We start from the raw sequence: 16,950 nt of genomic DNA on the forward strand, positions 1-16,950 counted from the left end.
CTTTTTCAACAGTGTTTCATCGGTCCTGGTTGACGGCCGGTATCGACGGCGGCGACCCGCCCCCGATACCGGCCGCGGATAGCCGGCTCAGCCTTCCTTGCCTTGCACCTTGCCGAGGGCTGCCTGGGCCGCCGCGAGGCGGGCGATCGGCACCCGGTAGGGCGAGCAGGAGACGTAATCGAGCCCGACCTCCTGGCAGAAGCCGATCGACGCCGGGTCGCCGCCATGCTCGCCGCAGATCCCGAGCTTGATGTCCGGACGTGTGGCCCGGCCGCGCTCGACGCCGATGCGGACCAGCTCGCCCACGCCCTCCTGGTCGATGGTGATGAACGGGTCGGCCGCCAGGATGCCCTTTTGTGTGTAGGGGCCCAGGAAGGTCGCCGCGTCGTCGCGGGAGATGCCGAGCGCCGTCTGGGTCAGGTCGTTGGTGCCGAACGAGAAGAACTCGGCGGTCTGGGCGATCTCACCGGCCTTGAGTGCCGCCCGCGGCAGCTCGATCATGGTGCCGACCTGGTAGTCCAGGGTGGCGCCCTTCTCCTCGGACACCGCCTTGGCCATGGCGTCGATCCGCGCCTTCACGATGTCGAACTCCATGCGGGTGAACACCAGCGGCACCATCACCTCGGGGGTGACGGGGCTGCCGGTATCGGCGGCGGCCTGCACGGCGGCCTCGAAGATCGCACGGGCCTGCATCTCCGCGATCTCCGGGAAGGCGATCGCCAGGCGGCAGCCGCGGAAGCCGAGCATCGGGTTGTGCTCGGACAATTCCCGCATCCTGTGGCGGATCTTGCCCTCCGATACGCCGGTCGCCTTCACGACCTCGGCGACCTCGGCATCGGTATGCGGCAGGAATTCGTGCAGCGGCGGATCAAGCAGGCGGATTGTCACCGGCAGGCCGGACATGATTGTGAACAGCTCGACGAAGTCCTGGCGCTGATAGGGCAGGATCTTCGCGAGCGCCGTCCGGCGGCCCTCGGCGTCGTCGGCCAGGATCATCTCGCGGACCGCGATGATGCGGTCGCCCTCGAAGAACATGTGCTCGGTGCGGCACAGGCCGATTCCTTCCGCGCCGAAATTCCGCGCGGTGCGGGCGTCGGTCGGCGTGTCGGCGTTGGCCCGCACCTTCATGCCGCGGAACTGGTCGGCCCATTCCATCAGGGTCGCGAAGTCGCCCGACAGCTCGGGCTCCAGCATCTTCACCTCACCCTGGATCACCTGGCCGGTGGAGCCATCGATGGTGATCCGGTCGCCGGCCTTGAGGGTGGCGTCGCCGACCTTCATGGTCTGGGCCTTGTAGTCGATCCGGATCGAGCCGACGCCGGAGACGCAGGGCTTGCCCATGCCGCGGGCGACCACCGCCGCGTGGCTGGTCATGCCGCCGCGGGTGGTCAGGATACCCTCGGCGGCGTGCATGCCGTGGATGTCCTCGGGCGAGGTCTCGATGCGCACGAGGATGCACTTGCGCTCGGCCTTGCGCAGGGCCTCGGCGTCCTCGGAGTTGAACACGATCTCGCCGGTGGCCGCCCCGGGGGAAGCCGGCAGGCCGGAGGCGATGACCTTGCGGTCCGCCTTGGGGTCGATCGTCGGGTGCAGCAGCTGGTCGAGGGCGGAGGGCTCGACCCGGCCGATCGCCTCCTCGCGGGAGATCAGCCCCTCGCCGGCCAGATCCACGGCGATGCGCAGGGCCGCCTTGGCCGTGCGCTTGCCGTTGCGGGTCTGGAGCATCCAGAGCTTACCCTTCTCGATGGTGAACTCCATGTCCTGCATGTCGCGGTAATGCGCTTCCAGGATCCCGTAGATCCGGGTCAGCTCCGCGTAGCTCTCGGGCATGGCCTTCTCCATGGAAGGCTTGTCGCTCTCGGCCTCGATCCGGGCCTTTTCCGTGATATTCTGCGGGGTGCGGATGCCCGCGACCACGTCTTCACCCTGGGCGTTGATCAGGAACTCGCCGTAGAGCGCCTTCTCGCCGGTGGAGGGATTGCGCGTGAAGGCGACGCCGGTGGCCGAGGTGTCGCCCATGTTGCCGAACACCATGGCCTGGACGTTGACGGCCGTGCCCCAGCTCTCCGGGATGCTGTTCAGCTCGCGGTACTTCTTAGCCCGCGGAATCATCCAGGAGTTGAACACCGCACTGATCGCACCCCAGAGCTGATCCTCGGCGACCTGCGGGAAGTCGGAGCCGTGCTCGTCGCGGACGATCTTCTTGTAGGTCTGGATCAGTGTCTTCCAGTCCTCGGCGCCGAGCTCCGTGTCGAGGTCGTAGCCCTTGCCTTCCTTGTAGTGCTCCAGCGCCTCCTCGAAGGCGTGATGCTCAACGCCGAGCACGACGTTCGAGTACATAGTGATGAAGCGGCGGTAGGAATCGTAGGCAAAGCGCTCGTCGTCGGCCTCCTTGGCCAGCGCCAGCACGGTCTGGTCGTTGAGGCCGAGGTTCAGCACCGTATCCATCATGCCCGGCATCGAAGCGCGGGCGCCGGAGCGGACCGAGACCAACAGGGGGTTCGCTGCGTCGCCGAACTTACGCCCGGTGAGGGTGCCGATCTGGTTCAGCGCGGCGGCGACCTGCTCCTTCAGCTCCGGCGGATAGGCCTTGCCGTTGTCGTAGTAGGACGTGCAGACCTCGGTCGTGATGGTGAAGCCGGGGGGGACGGGCAGGCCGAGGTTGCACATCTCGGCCAGGTTGGCGCCCTTGCCGCCGAGGAGGTCGCGCATCTGCGACTTGCCCTCCGCCTTGCCGTCGCCGAAGGCGTAGACCCACTTCGCGCTGCCGGTCGCCATGTCGAACCCGTCCGTGTCTGATGCCCGGCACAGGCCGAGCTGATGGGCGCGGGTTGGACCATCCCGCAACGCAACGCAAGATGAACGCATTGCGGGCTTGTGCGCGCACGACTGACGCGCAGCGAAGTCTGTCAGGAATCGCGCGTGCAGACCGGCTTTACGAGAAGCCGCGCAGCAGGCCGAGACCAATCACGCCGACCACGATCAGGTAGATCGCCACGATGTAATTGAGCAGACGCGGCGCGATCAGGATCAGGATGCCGGCCAGGATCGCGATGATCGGCTGAAGGTTTGAGATGGTGATGGTCACGGGCGCCTCCAGGGGCCGAGCTCGGCCGTACACAATCGACGTCCCTACAGCGCGGCGGTTCCCTGTAGCTGGAGCGCGACGAAGCGCCGGATCGTCTCCGGCGCCTCGTGCGGTCGTGTCAGGGCTTCGACGGCTTCAGGGCCGGCGTATTGGTACCCGGGATCGGATCCTTCGCCTCGCCGGTGGGCAGGCTCGCCTCGATGGTCGGATGCGAGAGTTCCGGATAGGGGCCGATCACGTTGGCTCCGTTCAGCGGCTTGTTGGCGCCGTTGTGGCAGGTGGCGCAGTTGATTTTCGGCACGTCACCCATGGCGCCGAGCCTGTTGCGCGGGAAGGTCGAGGTCAGCGGTTCCATGAAGTCCTGGTTCAGGTCCCGCACCATGCGGATGCCATACCAGGCATGGACCCGGTTGGGCGTACTGGTGTCCCATTGCGCAACCGACCGGGTGTTGTGGCAGAAGGTGCAGTTCACCCCGAGCGATTGCGACATGCTGATCATGATCGCGAAGGTCTTCTCCGCGTCCTGGATCGGCTTGCCTTTGGTCACGGGCAGTACCGTGGTGCCGTTGACCCGCACCGCGTCCTCGGACGTGTCCTTGTGCTGGTAGAACGCCTGGTAGACGTCGTAGGGCAGCGAAGTGTTGCCAACCTCCGCGGACGCCATGTTCTGGCTGTTGTTGCGCGGGATGAACCGGCCCTCGCCCTGGACGGGACGGTCGAACCAGATGTTGGCCGGAACCGGATTGCCCCGGTGGCAGGTATAGCAGGTCACGCCCGCCTCGTGGACGTGGTTCTCCTTCCAGGACGTATTGATCGTCTGGGTCATCTGCAGCATCCGACGGGCGACCCGCTTCTGGTACAACTCGTCGGAGGCCATGTTCTCGGTGCTGTGGCAGTAGGTGCAGCCCTGCTGGGGCGCCACCCACTCGGTGATCGACACCATCAGCCGGTTGAACTGCTCGGCCGAGAGATCGCCCAGAACCTGCACGTTCTCGTAGACCGCCGAGGCCTTGTCGCCGCCGGCCTCGGCCGGGTCGGCGGGGGCCGGGGCGACGTTGGCCGCCGCGAGCGCCTCGTTGCCGGCCCGGGTGCGGATCAGGTCCATGCCGGTGCCGCGGAAGCCGGTCTGCTTGGCCGCCATGGGGGGGTGGGTCCAGCCCGCGCCCCCGAACATCGCGATGGTGAGGAACAGGGCGAGGGCCCCGCCGACCACCGCCAGAATCGTCTTCATGACGGCCTCCTCACGGCTTCATGCCGGGTGCGAGATGGGCGGGGTCGACGATCGGGCCGTAGACCTGCGGATAGGACGGGGCGACGCCGTGCTTGACGGCCCAGAGATACCAGTTGTCGACCACGGTGCCTGTGAGCAGGATCCCGATCCCGCCGGTCAGCGTCGTCAGCACCGCGAACCACCAGGCCCAGCGGTGGATCGATTCCATCGTGGCGTTGAAACCCATAGTCCAGCGCCAGAACAGGGCGGCGCGCTCGGTGGCGGTGCCGCGATCGACGATCTGGTCGATCTCACGGTCGGCACCGTAGCGGGAGCAGGCCAGGATGGTGCCCCCGTGCATCGCGAACAGCAGCGTCGATCCGTACAGGAACGTGATCGAGAGCATGTGGAACGGGTTGTAGAACAGGTTGCCGTAGCGGAGCGAGAATGCCGCTGTCCAATCGAGGTGGGGGAAGATCCCGAACGGCACCGCCTCGGACCAGGAGCCCATCAAGAGCGGCCGGATGAAGCCGAGCACGAGGTAGAGCCAGATCGCCGAGGCGAACGCCCACGGCACGTGGGTGCCCAGCCCGAGCGCCCGCGCCCGGCGGTAGAGGTGGACCCACCACAGCAGGATCGAGGCGGTGAGGAAGAAACCGGCGATCAGCCACCAGCCGCCCTCGTTGAGCGGCGGCAGGACCTTGAGCCCGTATTTCGGCAGTGGCGGTTCCAGGGCGAGCCAGGGCAATTGCCGCACGAACTGAACCGGATCCCAGTTCACCGAGGCCCACATGTTCAGCCCGATGATCTCAAAGGCGATCAGCCCGCAGACCATCGACAGCGCAGCGACGTAGCCGATGTAGATCGGACCGACCTGGCTGTTGCCCAGCAAGCCGAACAGGTAGCTGTTGAACGGCTTGCCGACCCGCTCGTTCGAACTCACCGGGACGCCGTTCTCCGGCTCCAGCGGGCGCACCTGAACCTGTGTGAAGATATTTTGGTAATAGGTCATCGCCCGCCCTCCCCCCGGTGGGCCGCATGGTTCATGCGGAGCCGGCCTGGATCATTGGTATCGGTTCGCCCGATTCTCGGCGGGCGACGGGAATCTCAGCGCCAGACCGGCAGGTTGAGCCACCAGCCCCACCATTGCGGCCAGCCCTGCGTCCAGAACGGCCCGCTGATCACGATGCAGACCGCGCTCCAGAAGCCAGCGGACAACGCCAGGAACAGGCCGAGGCGGTGGATGCCCAGCGTGCCGATCGAGTAGCCGATCGTGTCGCGGAAGAACGTGTCCTCATGCTCGGGGGTCTTCACGGTCTCGCCCTTCTTCGGGTTGGTCGCCGAGAGGATGAGGCCGCCGTGCATGGCGAGCGCCAAGGTGGTCGTGAAGAAGAAGGTCACGGCCAGCATATGCGCGGGATTATAATGGAAGTGTAGGTACTGATATCCGGTGTTCGACACCCAATCGAGGTGACTGAGGATGCCGTACGGGAACCCATAGCCCCAGGCGCCCATCAGGAACGGCCGGACCACGACGAGGGTGAAGTAGGCGAAGATCGCCATGCCGAAGGCCGCCGGCACGTGGTAGCCGATGCCGAGCTTCCGGCAGATCTCGACCTCGCGCATCATCCAGGAGACGAACGACCCGAGCGCGCAGAACGTGATGATCTGCCAGAGGCCTCCCTCTTTCAGCGGCGCGAGCTTCAGCCCGTAACTGATGTCGGGCGGCGCGATGTTGATCTGCCAGACGTTCCAGGTCGGCCCGATCGCGGCGCCGTAGATCACCAGCGCGGTGCCGAGCACCGTGAAGAACAGCCCGGTGACGCCGAAGAATCCGACGAAGAACGGCCCGACCCAGAAGTCGAACAGGTCGCCACCGAGCAGCGTACCGCCCCGGATCCTGTACTTTCGCTCAAAGCTCAGCATCGCCATGGCGGACACTCCTCAGCCCGGCCGCAATTTTTTGGGATTTTTTGGACCGCGGCCCCTTGGAGCCGCGGTCCCGGCCAGCCTGGGTCAGGCGGGCATGCTGGGCAGCACGAGCGTGATGTTGCTCGCCGCCTTGTTCTGCCGCGGACCTTCCAGCCAGTTGAACCGGTCGGTCGAGAGCAGGATGAAGTGGATCAGCAGCGCCAGGATGAAGAGGAAGGTGAACAGAGCCACCAGCGTGCGCCGCGGATCGAACAGCAACCAAACCTTATGCATGCGATCCTCCTCAGCCGATCATCGTGACGAAGGCGCGGGCCGCATCGGTGACGCCTTCGAGAGAGGCGTAGCCTTGCGGTCCGGGAAGCCACGGACGCCACATCCACACGAGAATGTGGGCGACCACGGCGATCGCCGTGAAGATGAGGAAGCTCGTCAGGAAGATCGCGTGGAACTCCTTGGCTTCCGGTTCCGTCAGCCCGGACAGGCTGCTCGGTCTTTCTGTTGCAACGGGTCCACCGGCCATCGTTCAGACCTCCGTGTGTTGGCCGCACTCCTTGCGAAGGGCGACGGGTGCTGCCGTGGTGCTCTAGGCGGTCACGGCTTGACCTCCCCCCGCGTCACCGGACGGAAGCGTCTCGATCAGGGCGTTCAGCCCATGAAGGCAAAGGGGATCGCCTGAACGGCCATGGCGCGCGCCTCGCCGAAGACGGAGCGGCGCGCGGGCGCGAACGCGGGGCGCGAGGCCCCATGGGCCGGCCGGACGCGGTTGAAGGCAGCGGCGGCGAGGAAGCACGGGTAGGTCACGGCCAGGATCAGCCGGAACTGCAGCGCCTCTTGGTGCAGGCGCGCGGTCGGGACCATCGTACGCATCGTCAGGTCTCCTCTCAGGGGAACGGAAAGGCGGCTCATGCGGGGATTCCCCCGGCAAGGTCTGCGCGCGCGCGCGCCACGTGGGCGGGGGCGACGGCGATGGATTCAGCGGTGCGTGCGGCGCGCTCGGCGGCGTCGCGAAGGCGTTTGGCGGCGGAGATACGGGCCAGCACGGGCTGCGCCTCGACCAGCTCGTCGAGGGCGGCGCGCGCCGCCTCGTCCCACGGCAGCTCGCGATGGATGCGGGCCGGTGTGGCTTCGACCTTGTCCATGTCGCGGGCGAGCGGCAGGATGTGGAAGAGGGTATCGAACAGCGCGTTGCAGACTTCCTGGACCAGATAGGTCGCCCCGGCGTAGCCCATGAACGGCGTGCCGGTATGCCGCCGGATGATGGCGCCGGGGAACGAGGCCGGGATGTAGGTGGCCCGGGCGCCGCATTCGGCGAGGTACATCCGCTCGTTGAACGAGCCGAACAGCACGAGCGGCGTCTTCTCCGCGACGGCCTTTCGCACGGCCTCGTTGTCGGGCTTCTGCCCTGCCGACCGGCTGAAGGCGAAGTTGCAGGGCAGGCCCATCTCGTCTTCGAGGAAGTGCCGGACGCCGCGGGCGTAGGTCTCGGTTGCGGCGATGCCGAAGCTGGCCGTGCCGAAGAAATCCTGCGTGACCGAGCGCCACAGATCCCAGACCGGCTTGATCGTGGTGTGGCGCTCGCGCTCGATGAATGGCTCCGGGTCGAGCCCGAGGATCGCACCGAGCGAGCGGAGGAACTTTGTGGTCGATAGAATGCCGATGGGTGCCTGCAGGTAGGGCCGCTCCAGATCCTCGCAGAGGAGACGGCCGAACTCGCGGTAAAGACAGATATTGGCGTCGGCGTTGACGAGCTTGGGCACGTCCGCGAGGTGCGAACCCAGCGGGAAGGTCAGGTTCACGTCGGCCCCGATCCCTTCCACCAGGCGCCGGATCTCGGCGAGGTCGGAGGGCATGTTGAAGGTGCCGTAGGCCGGCCCGATGATGTTCACCCGCGGGCGCTCGCCGGGCTTCTTCTCGGGGCGCACCGGAATGCCTTTTTTGGCGAATCTCTTCGCTCCGTATTCCTGCCAGAGCCAGCGAATGGCGCGGTCGGCCGCCTGCCACTGGTCCTCGTCGATGGTGCGCGGCAGGAAGCGCTGGAGGCCGGTGCCCTCGGGAGTCACGCCGCCGCCGATCATCTCGGCGATCGAGCCGGTGACCACCACGCTGGGCTGGCCCGGATCGAGGGTGGCGTGGGCGCGCTTCATCGCGCCCTCCGTGCCGTGGCGCCCGAGCTCTTCCTCGGCGAGGCCCGTGACGACGATCGGCAGCTCGTGCGGCGGCAGCGCGTCGGTGTAATGCAGCACCGAGGTCACCGGCAGGTTCTCGCAGCCGACCGGGCCGTCGATGACGACCTGCAGCCCCTTGATCGCCGTGAAGACATAGACGGCGCCCCAGTAGCCCCCGGCCCTGTCGTGATCGAGGATCAGCATCACGCCATCTCCCCGATCGGCTTCAACGGGCCTTCGATCTTCGGCCCCTGCCGCCGCTGCGGCGTGTCTTGCCAGACGCCGGCGGAAAAGCCGGTGCCGACGCCCTCGAAGAAGTCGCGCATGGCATCGAAGCGGGGCTTGTTAGCCAGCGCGGCGTTGATCACCCGCGCCAGGGAGCCGGCTCCTGCCGCGCCCATGAGCGGGCGCGCCGAGATCAGGTTGGTGAAGTAGAGGGCGGGCGTGCCGCGCTCCTTGGCCTTCTGCACCACCGGCGTCGTGCCGATGGCCAGATCCGGCTTCAGCGCGTCGAGGGCGTAGAGGTCGTCCTCGAGTGAGGCCCGATAGCGGATTTCGGTGCCGCGGGCCTCCAGCCAGTCGCGATCGGCCTCGGACCACGGCGTGCGCGGACAGGCGGTGCCGACATACGGCACCTCGGCCCCGCTCTCGACGAGGAGCCGTGCCACCAGCAGTTCCGAACCCTCGTAGCCCGAGAGCGTGATCCGGCCCTTGATCGGCATGGCGGCAAGCGCGCCGCGGATGCCGGGCAGGAGCTGGTTCTTGGCCGCCTCGACGGTGGCTCGGGCCACGCCGCAGGCCTCGCCGATCCTGTCGAGCCAGTCGGCGGTGCCGTCGACACCGACCGGCGCGGAGCCGATGACCGGCCGGCCCGCCGCTTCGAACTCCCGGATCGAGGCGGTGTAGAACGGGTGGATCGCGGCGACCGCGGCGCAATCCAAGGCGGCGTAGAGTTCGCGCCATTCGCGGGTGGGGACCACCGGCCCGGCCGCGAGGCCAAGAGGCTCCAATAGCCCGGCGATCACCACCGGGTCGGCCGGGAAGATCTCGCCGAGCAGCGCCACGCTCGGGCGCTCCGACCGGCCGCCGCGCGGGGTCGCGACCGGACCCTGCTCAGCCTCGGTGCGGGCGACCTTCAGCATCGCGCCCGCGAGCACATCCTTGGCCTCGGCATGGGTCGGAACCCCGAAGCCCGGGACGTCGATGCCGATCACCCGGACGCCGTCGATCTCCTTCGGCAACAGGCGGAGGGGGACGCCGGAGGCGGTGGGCACGCAGAGGTTGATGACGACCACGGCGTCGTAATCCGCGGGCTTGGCCGTGGCGAACACCGCATCGCGGATGTCCTCGAACAGCTTGCCGGTGACCAGCGTCTCCGAGTTGAACGGCACGTAGCCGACGCTGCGCCGGGCACCGTAGAAGTGCGACGTGAAGGTCAATCCGTAGACGCAGCAGGCCGACCCGGACAGGATCGTGGCGGTGCGGCGCATGCGCAGGCCGACCCGGAGCGAGCCGAAGGCGGGACACATACTCTGCGGCTGGTCGTGCGGACCCTGCGGATAATCCTCCCGCAGCTTCGCGAGCGTCTCCGACATGCCGGCCGCCTCGGCGGCCGCCCGCATCGCGTCCTTGCCGGCGTGGCAGCCGAGCCCATCGCCCTGGGTGGCGGCGAGGTCGACGGGCGCGGAGGCCTTGCGGGCGCGCAGATCGGCGATGTCGAGGGAGACGGCCATGCCCTAGACCTCGTCGTAGACGACTTCGAGGGACGGCTTGGTCACGTGGGCGACGCCGCACATGTCCTCATGGGTCGCCGGGACCAGGACCACGTCGCGGCCGGTCACGTCGCTCGAGAACAGGCCAAGCAGCCCATCCTGCGTGAGCGGAGTCGGCCGGTGCGGCGCCGCCGTCGCGACGTTGGCGGCCAGGTCCGAGAACAGGTTGCCCCAGCGGCTTTCCGGCCGGCCGATGATCTCGTAATTCGCGCTCTTGCGGCGGATGTCGTCGTCGGCCGGGATCGAGGCCAGGACCGGGATGCCGGCGGCGTCCGCGAAGGCTTGGGCCTCGCCGGTGCCGTCGTCCTTGTTGATCACCAGACCGCCGACGCCGACATTGCCGCCGAGCTTGCGGAAATACTCGACGGCCGAGCAGACGTTGTTGGCGACGTAGAGCGATTGCAGATCGTTCGAGCCGACGACGATCACCTTCTGGCACATGTCCCGGGCGATCGGCAGGCCGAAGCCGCCACAGACGACGTCGCCCAGGAAGTCGAGCAGGACGAAGTCGAAGCCCCATTCGTGGAACCCGAGCTTCTCCAGCAGTTCGAAGCCGTGGATGATGCCCCGGCCACCGCAGCCGCGCCCGACCTCGGGGCCGCCGAGTTCCATGGCGTAGACGCCGTCGCGCTTGAAGCAGACATCGCCGATAGCGACCGGCTCGCCGGCCAGCTTCTTACGCGTCGAGGTCTCGATGATGGTCGGGCAGGCCTTGCCGCCGAACAGCAGGGAGGTGGTGTCGCTCTTCGGGTCGCAGCCGATCAGCAGGACCTTCTTGCCCTGCTTGGCCATCATGTAGCTGAGGTTGGCCAGGGTGAACGACTTGCCAATCCCGCCCTTGCCGTAGATCGCGATGATCTGCGTCTCTTTCTTCACCGGCGCGGTGGAGACCGCATCCGGCTCGATCGCCGCCTCGGCGCGGAGTTGGGTGGCCTGGTCGAGGGCGGCCTTGTTGAGCTGAACGTTCACGCGGCGTCCCTCCAGTCGAGAATCATCTTGAGGCAGGCGGGATCGGCGAAGGCGGTGCGGTAGGCGTCCTGGGCTTTGGCCGCCGGGGCGCGGTGGGTGATCAGCCCATCGAGGGACAGTCGGCCGCTCTCGATCAGCGCCGTCACCGAGGCGAGATCGTCGGGGCGGAACTCCGCCGAGATCCGGATCCGTGCTTCCCGCATGAAAGCGGGCGGGAACGCGAAGGACAGCGGCGCCTCGTAGAATCCGGCAAGCACGATCTCGCCGCCGGGGGCGAGGCGGGCGATCAGCCCGTCGAGGCCGGATGCGTCACCGCTGACATCGGTGATCACAGCGTAGTCGCGCCGGGCATCCTCGTCCGGCGCCAGAACCGCGTAGCCGGCGGCACCGTCCCGCCGCGTCGGGTCCATCTCCCAGACGGTCGGCTCCGCGCCGGCGGCGACGGTGAGGCGAGCCAGCAGCCGCCCGAGCACGCCGTGCCCGACGATCAGCGGTGTGGCTCCGGCGACGAGGCCGCCGAGCGCCCGGTAGGCCGTAGCGGCGAGCGCGATCAGGCAGGCCCGGTCACCCAAAGCCGGATCCACCGTCACGAGACGAGAGGCGGGGGCCACGAGATGGGAGGCGGCGCCACCGAACAGGCCGCGGACGGCGCCGAAGCAGCGGGCACCCGGAACGAAGACGGTTTGGCCGACCCGGACTGGCGCGTCGGCGGCGGCTTCGACCACCGTACCGACAGACTCGTAGCCCGGAACCAGCGGGTAGCCCATGCCGGGGAACGGCGGCATGCGGCCCGACCACAGGAGGCGCTCGGTACCGGTGCTGATGCCGCTCCAGCTAACCGCGATGATCGCGTCCGCCGCTCCGGCGGGTGTCAAGGGCAGGCGAGAGACCGCCAAGCGCTCCGGACGTTCGAGGATCACGGCGAGAGCGTCCATAACTGGAATATTCCGCCCGCTGTTTGTGCGACTCTCGCTTATGCGGAACCGCGATGTGTCATCCTAGATAGACACATTGCTGCGTCAAGTCATTCTTACTTTAACGCGCGTCTTTCTGCCCGACGATCAAGCGGGTGAGCAGCGGACGGCGCGTCCGAAGTTCCCGTGAGCTCGTGAAACCAGCCGTGCGTAGCATCGCCCGGAGTTCCTCGGCCCGGCGCGGCCGCCCCGAGCCCATGGCGAGGAGGTAGAAGCCGAAATACGCGTCGCCTACCGGTTCGGCGCCGGGCGTGCCGGCCATGGGCTCGGCCAGGATCAGGGTCCCGCCGGGGGGAAGCGCCGCATGCGCCGCGGCGAGGAGCGCCAGGGCCGGGCCATCGTCGTGATCGTGGACGATCCGCACCAGGGAGATCGTGTCGGCACCCAACGGTAGGCCGTCGTGGAAGCTACCGCCGCGGCAGGCGATCCGCTCGGCCAGGCCCGCCTGCGCGAGCCGATCGTAGGCGCGGCTGGACACCGCCGGAAGGTCGAACAGGGTCAGGGCCAGGCCGGGGTGCCGGGTCGCGACGGCCTGCAGGAAAGCGCCCTCGCCGCCGCCGACATCCATCAGGTGCCGGCTCCCGGACAGATCGCAGGCATCGAGCACGTCGTCGGCGATCAGCGCCTGCGAGGAGCCCATCAGACCGCCATAGGGCGCCACCGCGTCGGCGTCGGCGGCCTTGCCGGCGGCGTAGGGCCAATAGCGCGCAAGCTTCGTCGGCTCCGCCGTCCCACGCAGGAGCGCTACCGGATCCGCGAGGTCGGCGTAGAGCAGCGCGTGGTGCTCGATCATCGCGGCGATACCGGGATTACCGGTCAGGGCGGCGCCGAGATCGGCGAGGCCGAAGCGCCCGTCGGGGAGCGCCCGGACGAGGTCGAGGGAGACGGCGGCGCGCAGCAGGCGACGCGCGTTCTCGACCGGGAGATCGAGGCGGAGCGCCAGCACGTCGAGGGCCAGCGGTCCCTCGGCCAGGATCCGGAACAGGTCGAGGCGGACGCAGGCCGTCAGCACCTGGGCGTAGACGAAGCCGGCGCAGAGATCGAACAGCGCCCGTGTGTTCTTCCGGGCGATGCCCCGGGTCAGCGGGAAGCCCGCTGCCCAGCGTTGGAAGCGTGGGCTCGCCACCAAGCGGTTGCGCATGCCGAGCCAGCGGTCTCGGAGCGTGGGCGCAGCCGCCAAGGCTGCGCCGGGGCGCGGGACCGAGCCGGCGGTCAGGCCGCCACCGCGCGCAGGCTCGCGGGCAAGAACAGCCGCGCCTGCGCCTCGATCTCGGCGGTGAGTTGGGCCACGCCCGGGCAGGCCGGGATCGCCGCCACCGCTTCCCGGGTGAGCCGGGACAGGCGGTCCAAGGCGCCGTCGGTCCCCAGCAGGGCGGCGGCGTTGGGACGGCCGAGGGTGGCGTCGCGGCCGGCGGGCTTGCCGATCTCCTCCTGGCGGCAGGCGACGTCGCGCAGGTCGTCGGCGACCTGGTAGGCCTCGCCCAGGCATTCGCCGAGGCGCCGCCAGGGTTCCGGATCGGCCCCCGCGGCGGCGGCGCCCAGCACGGTGGCGGCGGCGAACAGGGCACCGGTCTTGGCCTGCTGGTAGTCGCTCAGGCTGATATGCGCTTCGGATTCCCAGGCCTGACCGGCCGCGATGCCGCTGGGAGAGCCGGCGGCGCGCCCCAGGAGGCCGACGAGGCGGGCGAGCCGCACCGGATAGGGGCCGGCGGCCCGGGCCAGGGTCTCGAAGGCGAGCACGATCAGGGCATCGCCGGCCAGCACCGCGACCGGCTCGCCGAAGGCGATGTGGACGGTGGCTTTCTGCCGGCGCAGGGGGGCGTCGTCGAAGCAGGGCAGGTCGTCGTGGACCAGCGAGGCGCAGTGCAGCAGCTCGATCGCCGCGGCGGCGGCCTCCGAGGCGGACGGATCGTCGTCGCCGCAGGCACGGGCCACCGACAGGCACAGGCGGGGCCGGATGCGGTGTCCACCGGGAAAGACGGCGTAGCGCAACGCCTCGGCCAACAGGGGCGGCGCACCCGGCGCCTCGGCATAAGCCACGGCGCGATCCAGCGCCTGTTCGATCCGCCGACCCGACTCCATGGCGCGCCTCCCGTGTTATGATCGGTTGTCAGCGACAAGTGTCATTTCTTATTGACACTGCGATGACCCGAGATCAATCCCAATCGGTGGCGTAAGCGCGAGGGTGAACGTGGCGCAGGAACGCGTCGTCGTGATCGGGGCCGGGATCGGCGGTCTGGCCGCCGCCTTACGGTTGGCGCATGCCGGCCTATCGGTAACGGTGGTTGAGCGCGCCGCACGGCCCGGCGGCAAGATGGCCAACGTTCCAGTGGGCCCACTCTTCGTGGAAACCGGTCCGACCGTGTTCACGATGCGGTGGATCTTCGAAGAACTGTTCGCCGAAGCCGGCGCAGACTTCGCGGACTACGCGCAGTTAACGCCCGCGCATCTCCTCGCTCGGCACGCCTGGTCGCGAACCGCGCGTCTAGACCTGTTCGCCGATCCGGACGCCTCGGCGGCGGCGATCGCCGAGTTCGCCGGCCCCCGGGAGGCCGACGGCTACCGCCGGTTCTGTGCCCGCTCGGCCGAGGTCTACCGGACCCTGGAGGGGCCGTTCATCCGCGAGGGCCGGACCAGCCCGACCGGCCTGGCGCAGAGGGTCGGGATCTCGGGTCTCGGCGACCTCTGGCGGATCCAGCCGTTCGCGACGCTGTGGTCGGCGCTGGGGACGTTCTTCCGCGATCCGCGGATGCTGCAGCTGTTCGGGCGCTACGCCACCTATTGCGGTGCCTCGCCGTTCACCGCGCCCGCGACCCTGATGCTGGTGGCGCATGTCGAGCAGGCGGGGGTCTGGACCGTGGCCGGCGGCATGAGCGCGCTCGCCGGGGCGGTGGCGGACCTCGCCGCGCAGCGCGGCGCCTCGTTCCGATTCGGCGCGCATGTGGACCGGATCCTCACCGAGGGGGGCCGGGTCTCCGGCGTGGTCCTGTCCGACGGCGAGCGGATCCCGGCGGACACCATCGTCTGCAACGCCGACGCGGCGGCGCTCGGCGCCGGGCTGTTCGGCCCGGAAGCCGCGCCGATGGGCGAGCGGCTGGCGCCGGCCGAGCGCTCGCTCTCCGCCGTCACCCTGTGCCGGGCCGCGGTCCCGCGGGGATTTCCGCTGGCCCACCACAACGTGTTCTTCTCGGACGACTACCGGGCCGAGTTCGACACGATCCTGCGGCAGCGCCGCCTGCCCGACGACCCGACCATCTACATCTGCGCGCAGGACCGGACCGAGGCGGGCGCCGCGCCCGCCGGGCCGGAACGCCTGCTGATGCTCGTCAACGCTCCGGCGGACGGCCGCGAGCGCCCGCTGACGCCCTCGGAGATCGCCCGATGCGAGACGAATCTGAACCGCCGGCTGGAGGCCTGCGGGCTGACCTTCGCGGACACCCTGCCCCCGGTGGTGACGAGCCCGGCCGGGTTCGAGAGCCGGTTTCCCGGGAGCGCGGGGGCGCTCTACGGCCGGGCGCCGCAGGGCTGGGCCTCGACCTTCAAGCGGGCGGGCGCCCGGACGGCGTTGCCGGGCCTGTACCTCGCGGGGGGCACGATCCATCCCGGCCCGGGCGTGCCGATGGCGGCGCAATCGGGCCGGCTGGCGGCGGCGGCGATCCTGCAGGACCGCGATTCGACGGCCCGGTCACGCAAAACGGCTACGCGTGGTGGTACGTCGATGCGGTGAGCGACGACGGCCGCCAGGGGCTGACGATCATCGCGTTCATCGGCAGCGTGTTCTCGCCCTACTACGCCTGGAGTGCCGACAAGAACCCGTTCGCGCATTGCGCCATGAACGTGGTGCTGTACGGCGACCGCAGCCGCTTCGCCATGACCGAGCGCGGCGCCGGGAGCCTGTCGCGCAGCCGCCACCACATCGCCATCGGCCCCAGCGCGATGGAATGGGACGGCACGGCCCTGACGGTCCGGATCGACGAACGCGGCGCTCCCCTGCCCCATCGCATCCGCGGCACGGTGCGCCTGGAGCCGCGGGGCTTCACCCCCGGGCCGTTCCACCTCGATCCGGGCGGGCGCCACCGCTGGTGGCCGATGGCACCGTCCTCGCGGGTCGAGGTCGCCTTCGACCGGCCGGGCCTGCGCTGGACCGGCAGCGGCTATTTCGACACCAACGATGGCGACGAGCCCCTGGAATCGGCCTTCACCCGCTGGACCTGGTGCCGGGCCGACCTGCCGGACGGGGCGGCGATCCTGTACGACGTGCGCCACCGCGGCGGCGGCGGCCAGAACCTGTCGCTGCGCTTCGACCATGACGGCAGCCGCCGCGAGATCCGCCCGCCGCTCGCCGCGGCGCTTCCGGCTACCGGGTTCTGGCGGATGCCCCGGGACACCCGCAGCGACGACGGCCGGTCCCGGGTGCTCACCACCTTCGAGGACACGCCGTTCTATTCCCGCTCCCTGCTGGCCTCCACGCTCGGCGGCGAGCCCGTGCGGGCGGTGCACGAGAGCCTCTCCCTCGACCGCTTCCGCAACCCGCTGGTGCGGCTGATGCTGCCGTTCCGGATGCCCCGTCCGCATGAGGGGTGACGTTTTCCGGATCGGACGGCGTCGGATCTGGATCGGCGCCGGCTCGACGGGCACGTCATCCCGAAGCCGCCAAACGAAGCCCGGGACTCAGAACCGTCGACGCGCCAAGCCCTTACACAAAAGGTGATTCTGGATTCCGGGCTCGCCTGCGGCGAGGTGGAATGACGGTCTGGGTTATTCCGTATCAGGTATCGATCCTCGGGAGATGCGTCGTCCGACCTGTATGTCCCGGAGCCCGTATGGGAGAGCGGCTACG

At 69.0% G+C, this 16,950-nt stretch carries 16 protein-coding genes; 2 read left to right on the forward strand and 14 right to left on the reverse strand.

The features are described from left to right. Positions 1-87: 87 nt before the first annotated feature. The 14 genes from ppdK to FVA80_RS14885 all read right to left on the reverse strand — a co-directional run bounded on the left by ppdK (position 88) and on the right by FVA80_RS14885 (position 14,192). Entirely contained in the window at positions 88-2,778 is a 2,691-nt protein-coding gene (ppdK, locus tag FVA80_RS14820) for a pyruvate, phosphate dikinase (protein WP_147906687.1), read from the reverse strand. A gap of 157 nt (positions 2,779-2,935) precedes the next feature. After that, on the reverse strand, positions 2,936-3,088 hold the full coding sequence (locus tag FVA80_RS14825; RefSeq protein ID WP_147855263.1) for a DUF3096 domain-containing protein: 153 nt from the start codon (positions 3,086-3,088) through the stop codon (positions 2,936-2,938). A 118-nt stretch (positions 3,089-3,206) separates the two neighbouring features. Then, entirely contained in the window at positions 3,207-4,319 is a 1,113-nt protein-coding gene (gene pufC / locus FVA80_RS14830; protein WP_147906686.1) for a photosynthetic reaction center cytochrome PufC, read from the reverse strand. Between the two features lie 10 nt (positions 4,320-4,329). After that, a complete protein-coding gene (pufM, locus tag FVA80_RS14835) occupies positions 4,330-5,310 on the reverse strand; it encodes a photosynthetic reaction center subunit M (protein ID WP_147906685.1) in 981 nt (326 codons plus the stop codon). 95 nt (positions 5,311-5,405) lie between these two features. Further along, positions 5,406-6,230, reverse strand: a complete 825-nt coding sequence (gene pufL / locus FVA80_RS14840; RefSeq protein WP_147855260.1) for a photosynthetic reaction center subunit L — start codon at positions 6,228-6,230, stop codon at positions 5,406-5,408. A gap of 84 nt (positions 6,231-6,314) precedes the next feature. Next, positions 6,315-6,503 carry a light-harvesting antenna LH1, alpha subunit gene (pufA, locus tag FVA80_RS14845; protein WP_147906684.1) on the reverse strand — a complete coding sequence of 63 codons (189 nt, stop codon included), beginning with the start codon at positions 6,501-6,503 and terminating at the stop codon, positions 6,315-6,317. 10 nt (positions 6,504-6,513) lie between these two features. Continuing rightward, a complete protein-coding gene (gene pufB, locus FVA80_RS14850; RefSeq protein WP_147906683.1) occupies positions 6,514-6,750 on the reverse strand; it encodes a light-harvesting antenna LH1, beta subunit in 237 nt (78 codons plus the stop codon). Between the two features lie 125 nt (positions 6,751-6,875). Then, the gene (locus tag FVA80_RS14855) at positions 6,876-7,097 is read right to left on the reverse strand and encodes a hypothetical protein (RefSeq protein ID WP_187193692.1); all 222 of its coding nucleotides are present in this window, start codon (positions 7,095-7,097) and stop codon (positions 6,876-6,878) included. A gap of 35 nt (positions 7,098-7,132) precedes the next feature. Beyond that, positions 7,133-8,599: a chlorophyllide a reductase subunit Z gene (gene bchZ / locus FVA80_RS14860; RefSeq protein ID WP_147906682.1), complete on the reverse strand. Its 1,467-nt coding sequence runs from the start codon at positions 8,597-8,599 to the stop codon at positions 7,133-7,135. Then, entirely contained in the window at positions 8,599-10,128 is a 1,530-nt protein-coding gene (gene bchY / locus FVA80_RS14865; RefSeq protein ID WP_147906681.1) for a chlorophyllide a reductase subunit Y, read from the reverse strand. Before bchY ends, bchZ begins: the two co-directional genes overlap by 1 nt. Positions 10,129-10,131: 3 nt before the next feature. Beyond that, complete coding sequence (locus FVA80_RS14870; RefSeq protein ID WP_147906680.1) at positions 10,132-11,136, reverse strand: chlorophyllide a reductase iron protein subunit X; 1,005 nt, start codon at positions 11,134-11,136, stop codon at positions 10,132-10,134. Further along, positions 11,133-12,071, reverse strand: a complete 939-nt coding sequence (bchC, locus tag FVA80_RS14875; protein ID WP_147906679.1) for a chlorophyll synthesis pathway protein BchC — start codon at positions 12,069-12,071, stop codon at positions 11,133-11,135. The genes FVA80_RS14870 and bchC overlap by 4 nt, the downstream gene beginning before the upstream one ends. Positions 12,072-12,171: 100 nt before the next feature. After that, complete coding sequence (locus tag FVA80_RS14880) at positions 12,172-13,251, reverse strand: methyltransferase (RefSeq protein ID WP_147906678.1); 1,080 nt, start codon at positions 13,249-13,251, stop codon at positions 12,172-12,174. A gap of 71 nt (positions 13,252-13,322) precedes the next feature. After that, positions 13,323-14,192: a polyprenyl synthetase family protein gene (locus tag FVA80_RS14885; RefSeq protein ID WP_147906677.1), complete on the reverse strand. Its 870-nt coding sequence runs from the start codon at positions 14,190-14,192 to the stop codon at positions 13,323-13,325. Between the two features lie 109 nt (positions 14,193-14,301). Here FVA80_RS14885 and crtD point away from each other — a divergent pair, with 109 nt between their 5' ends. After that, the gene (gene crtD / locus FVA80_RS14890) at positions 14,302-15,837 is read left to right on the forward strand and encodes a 1-hydroxycarotenoid 3,4-desaturase CrtD (protein ID WP_147906676.1); all 1,536 of its coding nucleotides are present in this window, start codon (positions 14,302-14,304) and stop codon (positions 15,835-15,837) included. Continuing rightward, positions 15,834-16,694 (forward strand): carotenoid 1,2-hydratase, encoded by an 861-nt coding sequence (locus FVA80_RS14895; RefSeq protein WP_147906675.1) that lies wholly within the window; start codon positions 15,834-15,836, stop codon positions 16,692-16,694. Before crtD ends, FVA80_RS14895 begins: the two co-directional genes overlap by 4 nt. The last annotated feature ends 256 nt before the right edge of the window (positions 16,695-16,950 follow it).

Origin of the sequence: Methylobacterium sp. WL1, assembly GCF_008000895.1 — a bacterium.
In the GTDB taxonomy this organism is placed as follows: domain Bacteria; phylum Pseudomonadota; class Alphaproteobacteria; order Rhizobiales; family Beijerinckiaceae; genus Methylobacterium.

Coding starts and splice junctions, on each gene's coding strand:
- ppdK (WP_147906687.1), bottom strand. CDS start 2,778: ATGGCGACCGGCAGCGCGAAGTGGGTCTACGCCTTCGGCGACGGCAAG.
- pufC (WP_147906686.1), bottom strand. CDS start 4,319: ATGAAGACGATTCTGGCGGTGGTCGGCGGGGCCCTCGCCCTGTTCCTC.
- pufM (WP_147906685.1), bottom strand. CDS start 5,310: ATGACCTATTACCAAAATATCTTCACACAGGTTCAGGTGCGCCCGCTG.
- pufL (WP_147855260.1), bottom strand. CDS start 6,230: ATGGCGATGCTGAGCTTTGAGCGAAAGTACAGGATCCGGGGCGGTACG.
- pufA (WP_147906684.1), bottom strand. CDS start 6,503: ATGCATAAGGTTTGGTTGCTGTTCGATCCGCGGCGCACGCTGGTGGCT.
- pufB (WP_147906683.1), bottom strand. CDS start 6,750: ATGGCCGGTGGACCCGTTGCAACAGAAAGACCGAGCAGCCTGTCCGGG.
- FVA80_RS14855 (WP_187193692.1), bottom strand. CDS start 7,097: ATGCGTACGATGGTCCCGACCGCGCGCCTGCACCAAGAGGCGCTGCAG.
- bchZ (WP_147906682.1), bottom strand. CDS start 8,599: ATGCTGATCCTCGATCACGACAGGGCCGGGGGCTACTGGGGCGCCGTC.
- bchY (WP_147906681.1), bottom strand. CDS start 10,128: ATGGCCGTCTCCCTCGACATCGCCGATCTGCGCGCCCGCAAGGCCTCC.
- bchC (WP_147906679.1), bottom strand. CDS start 12,071: ATGGACGCTCTCGCCGTGATCCTCGAACGTCCGGAGCGCTTGGCGGTC.
- FVA80_RS14880 (WP_147906678.1), bottom strand. CDS start 13,251: ATGCGCAACCGCTTGGTGGCGAGCCCACGCTTCCAACGCTGGGCAGCG.
- FVA80_RS14885 (WP_147906677.1), bottom strand. CDS start 14,192: ATGGAGTCGGGTCGGCGGATCGAACAGGCGCTGGATCGCGCCGTGGCT.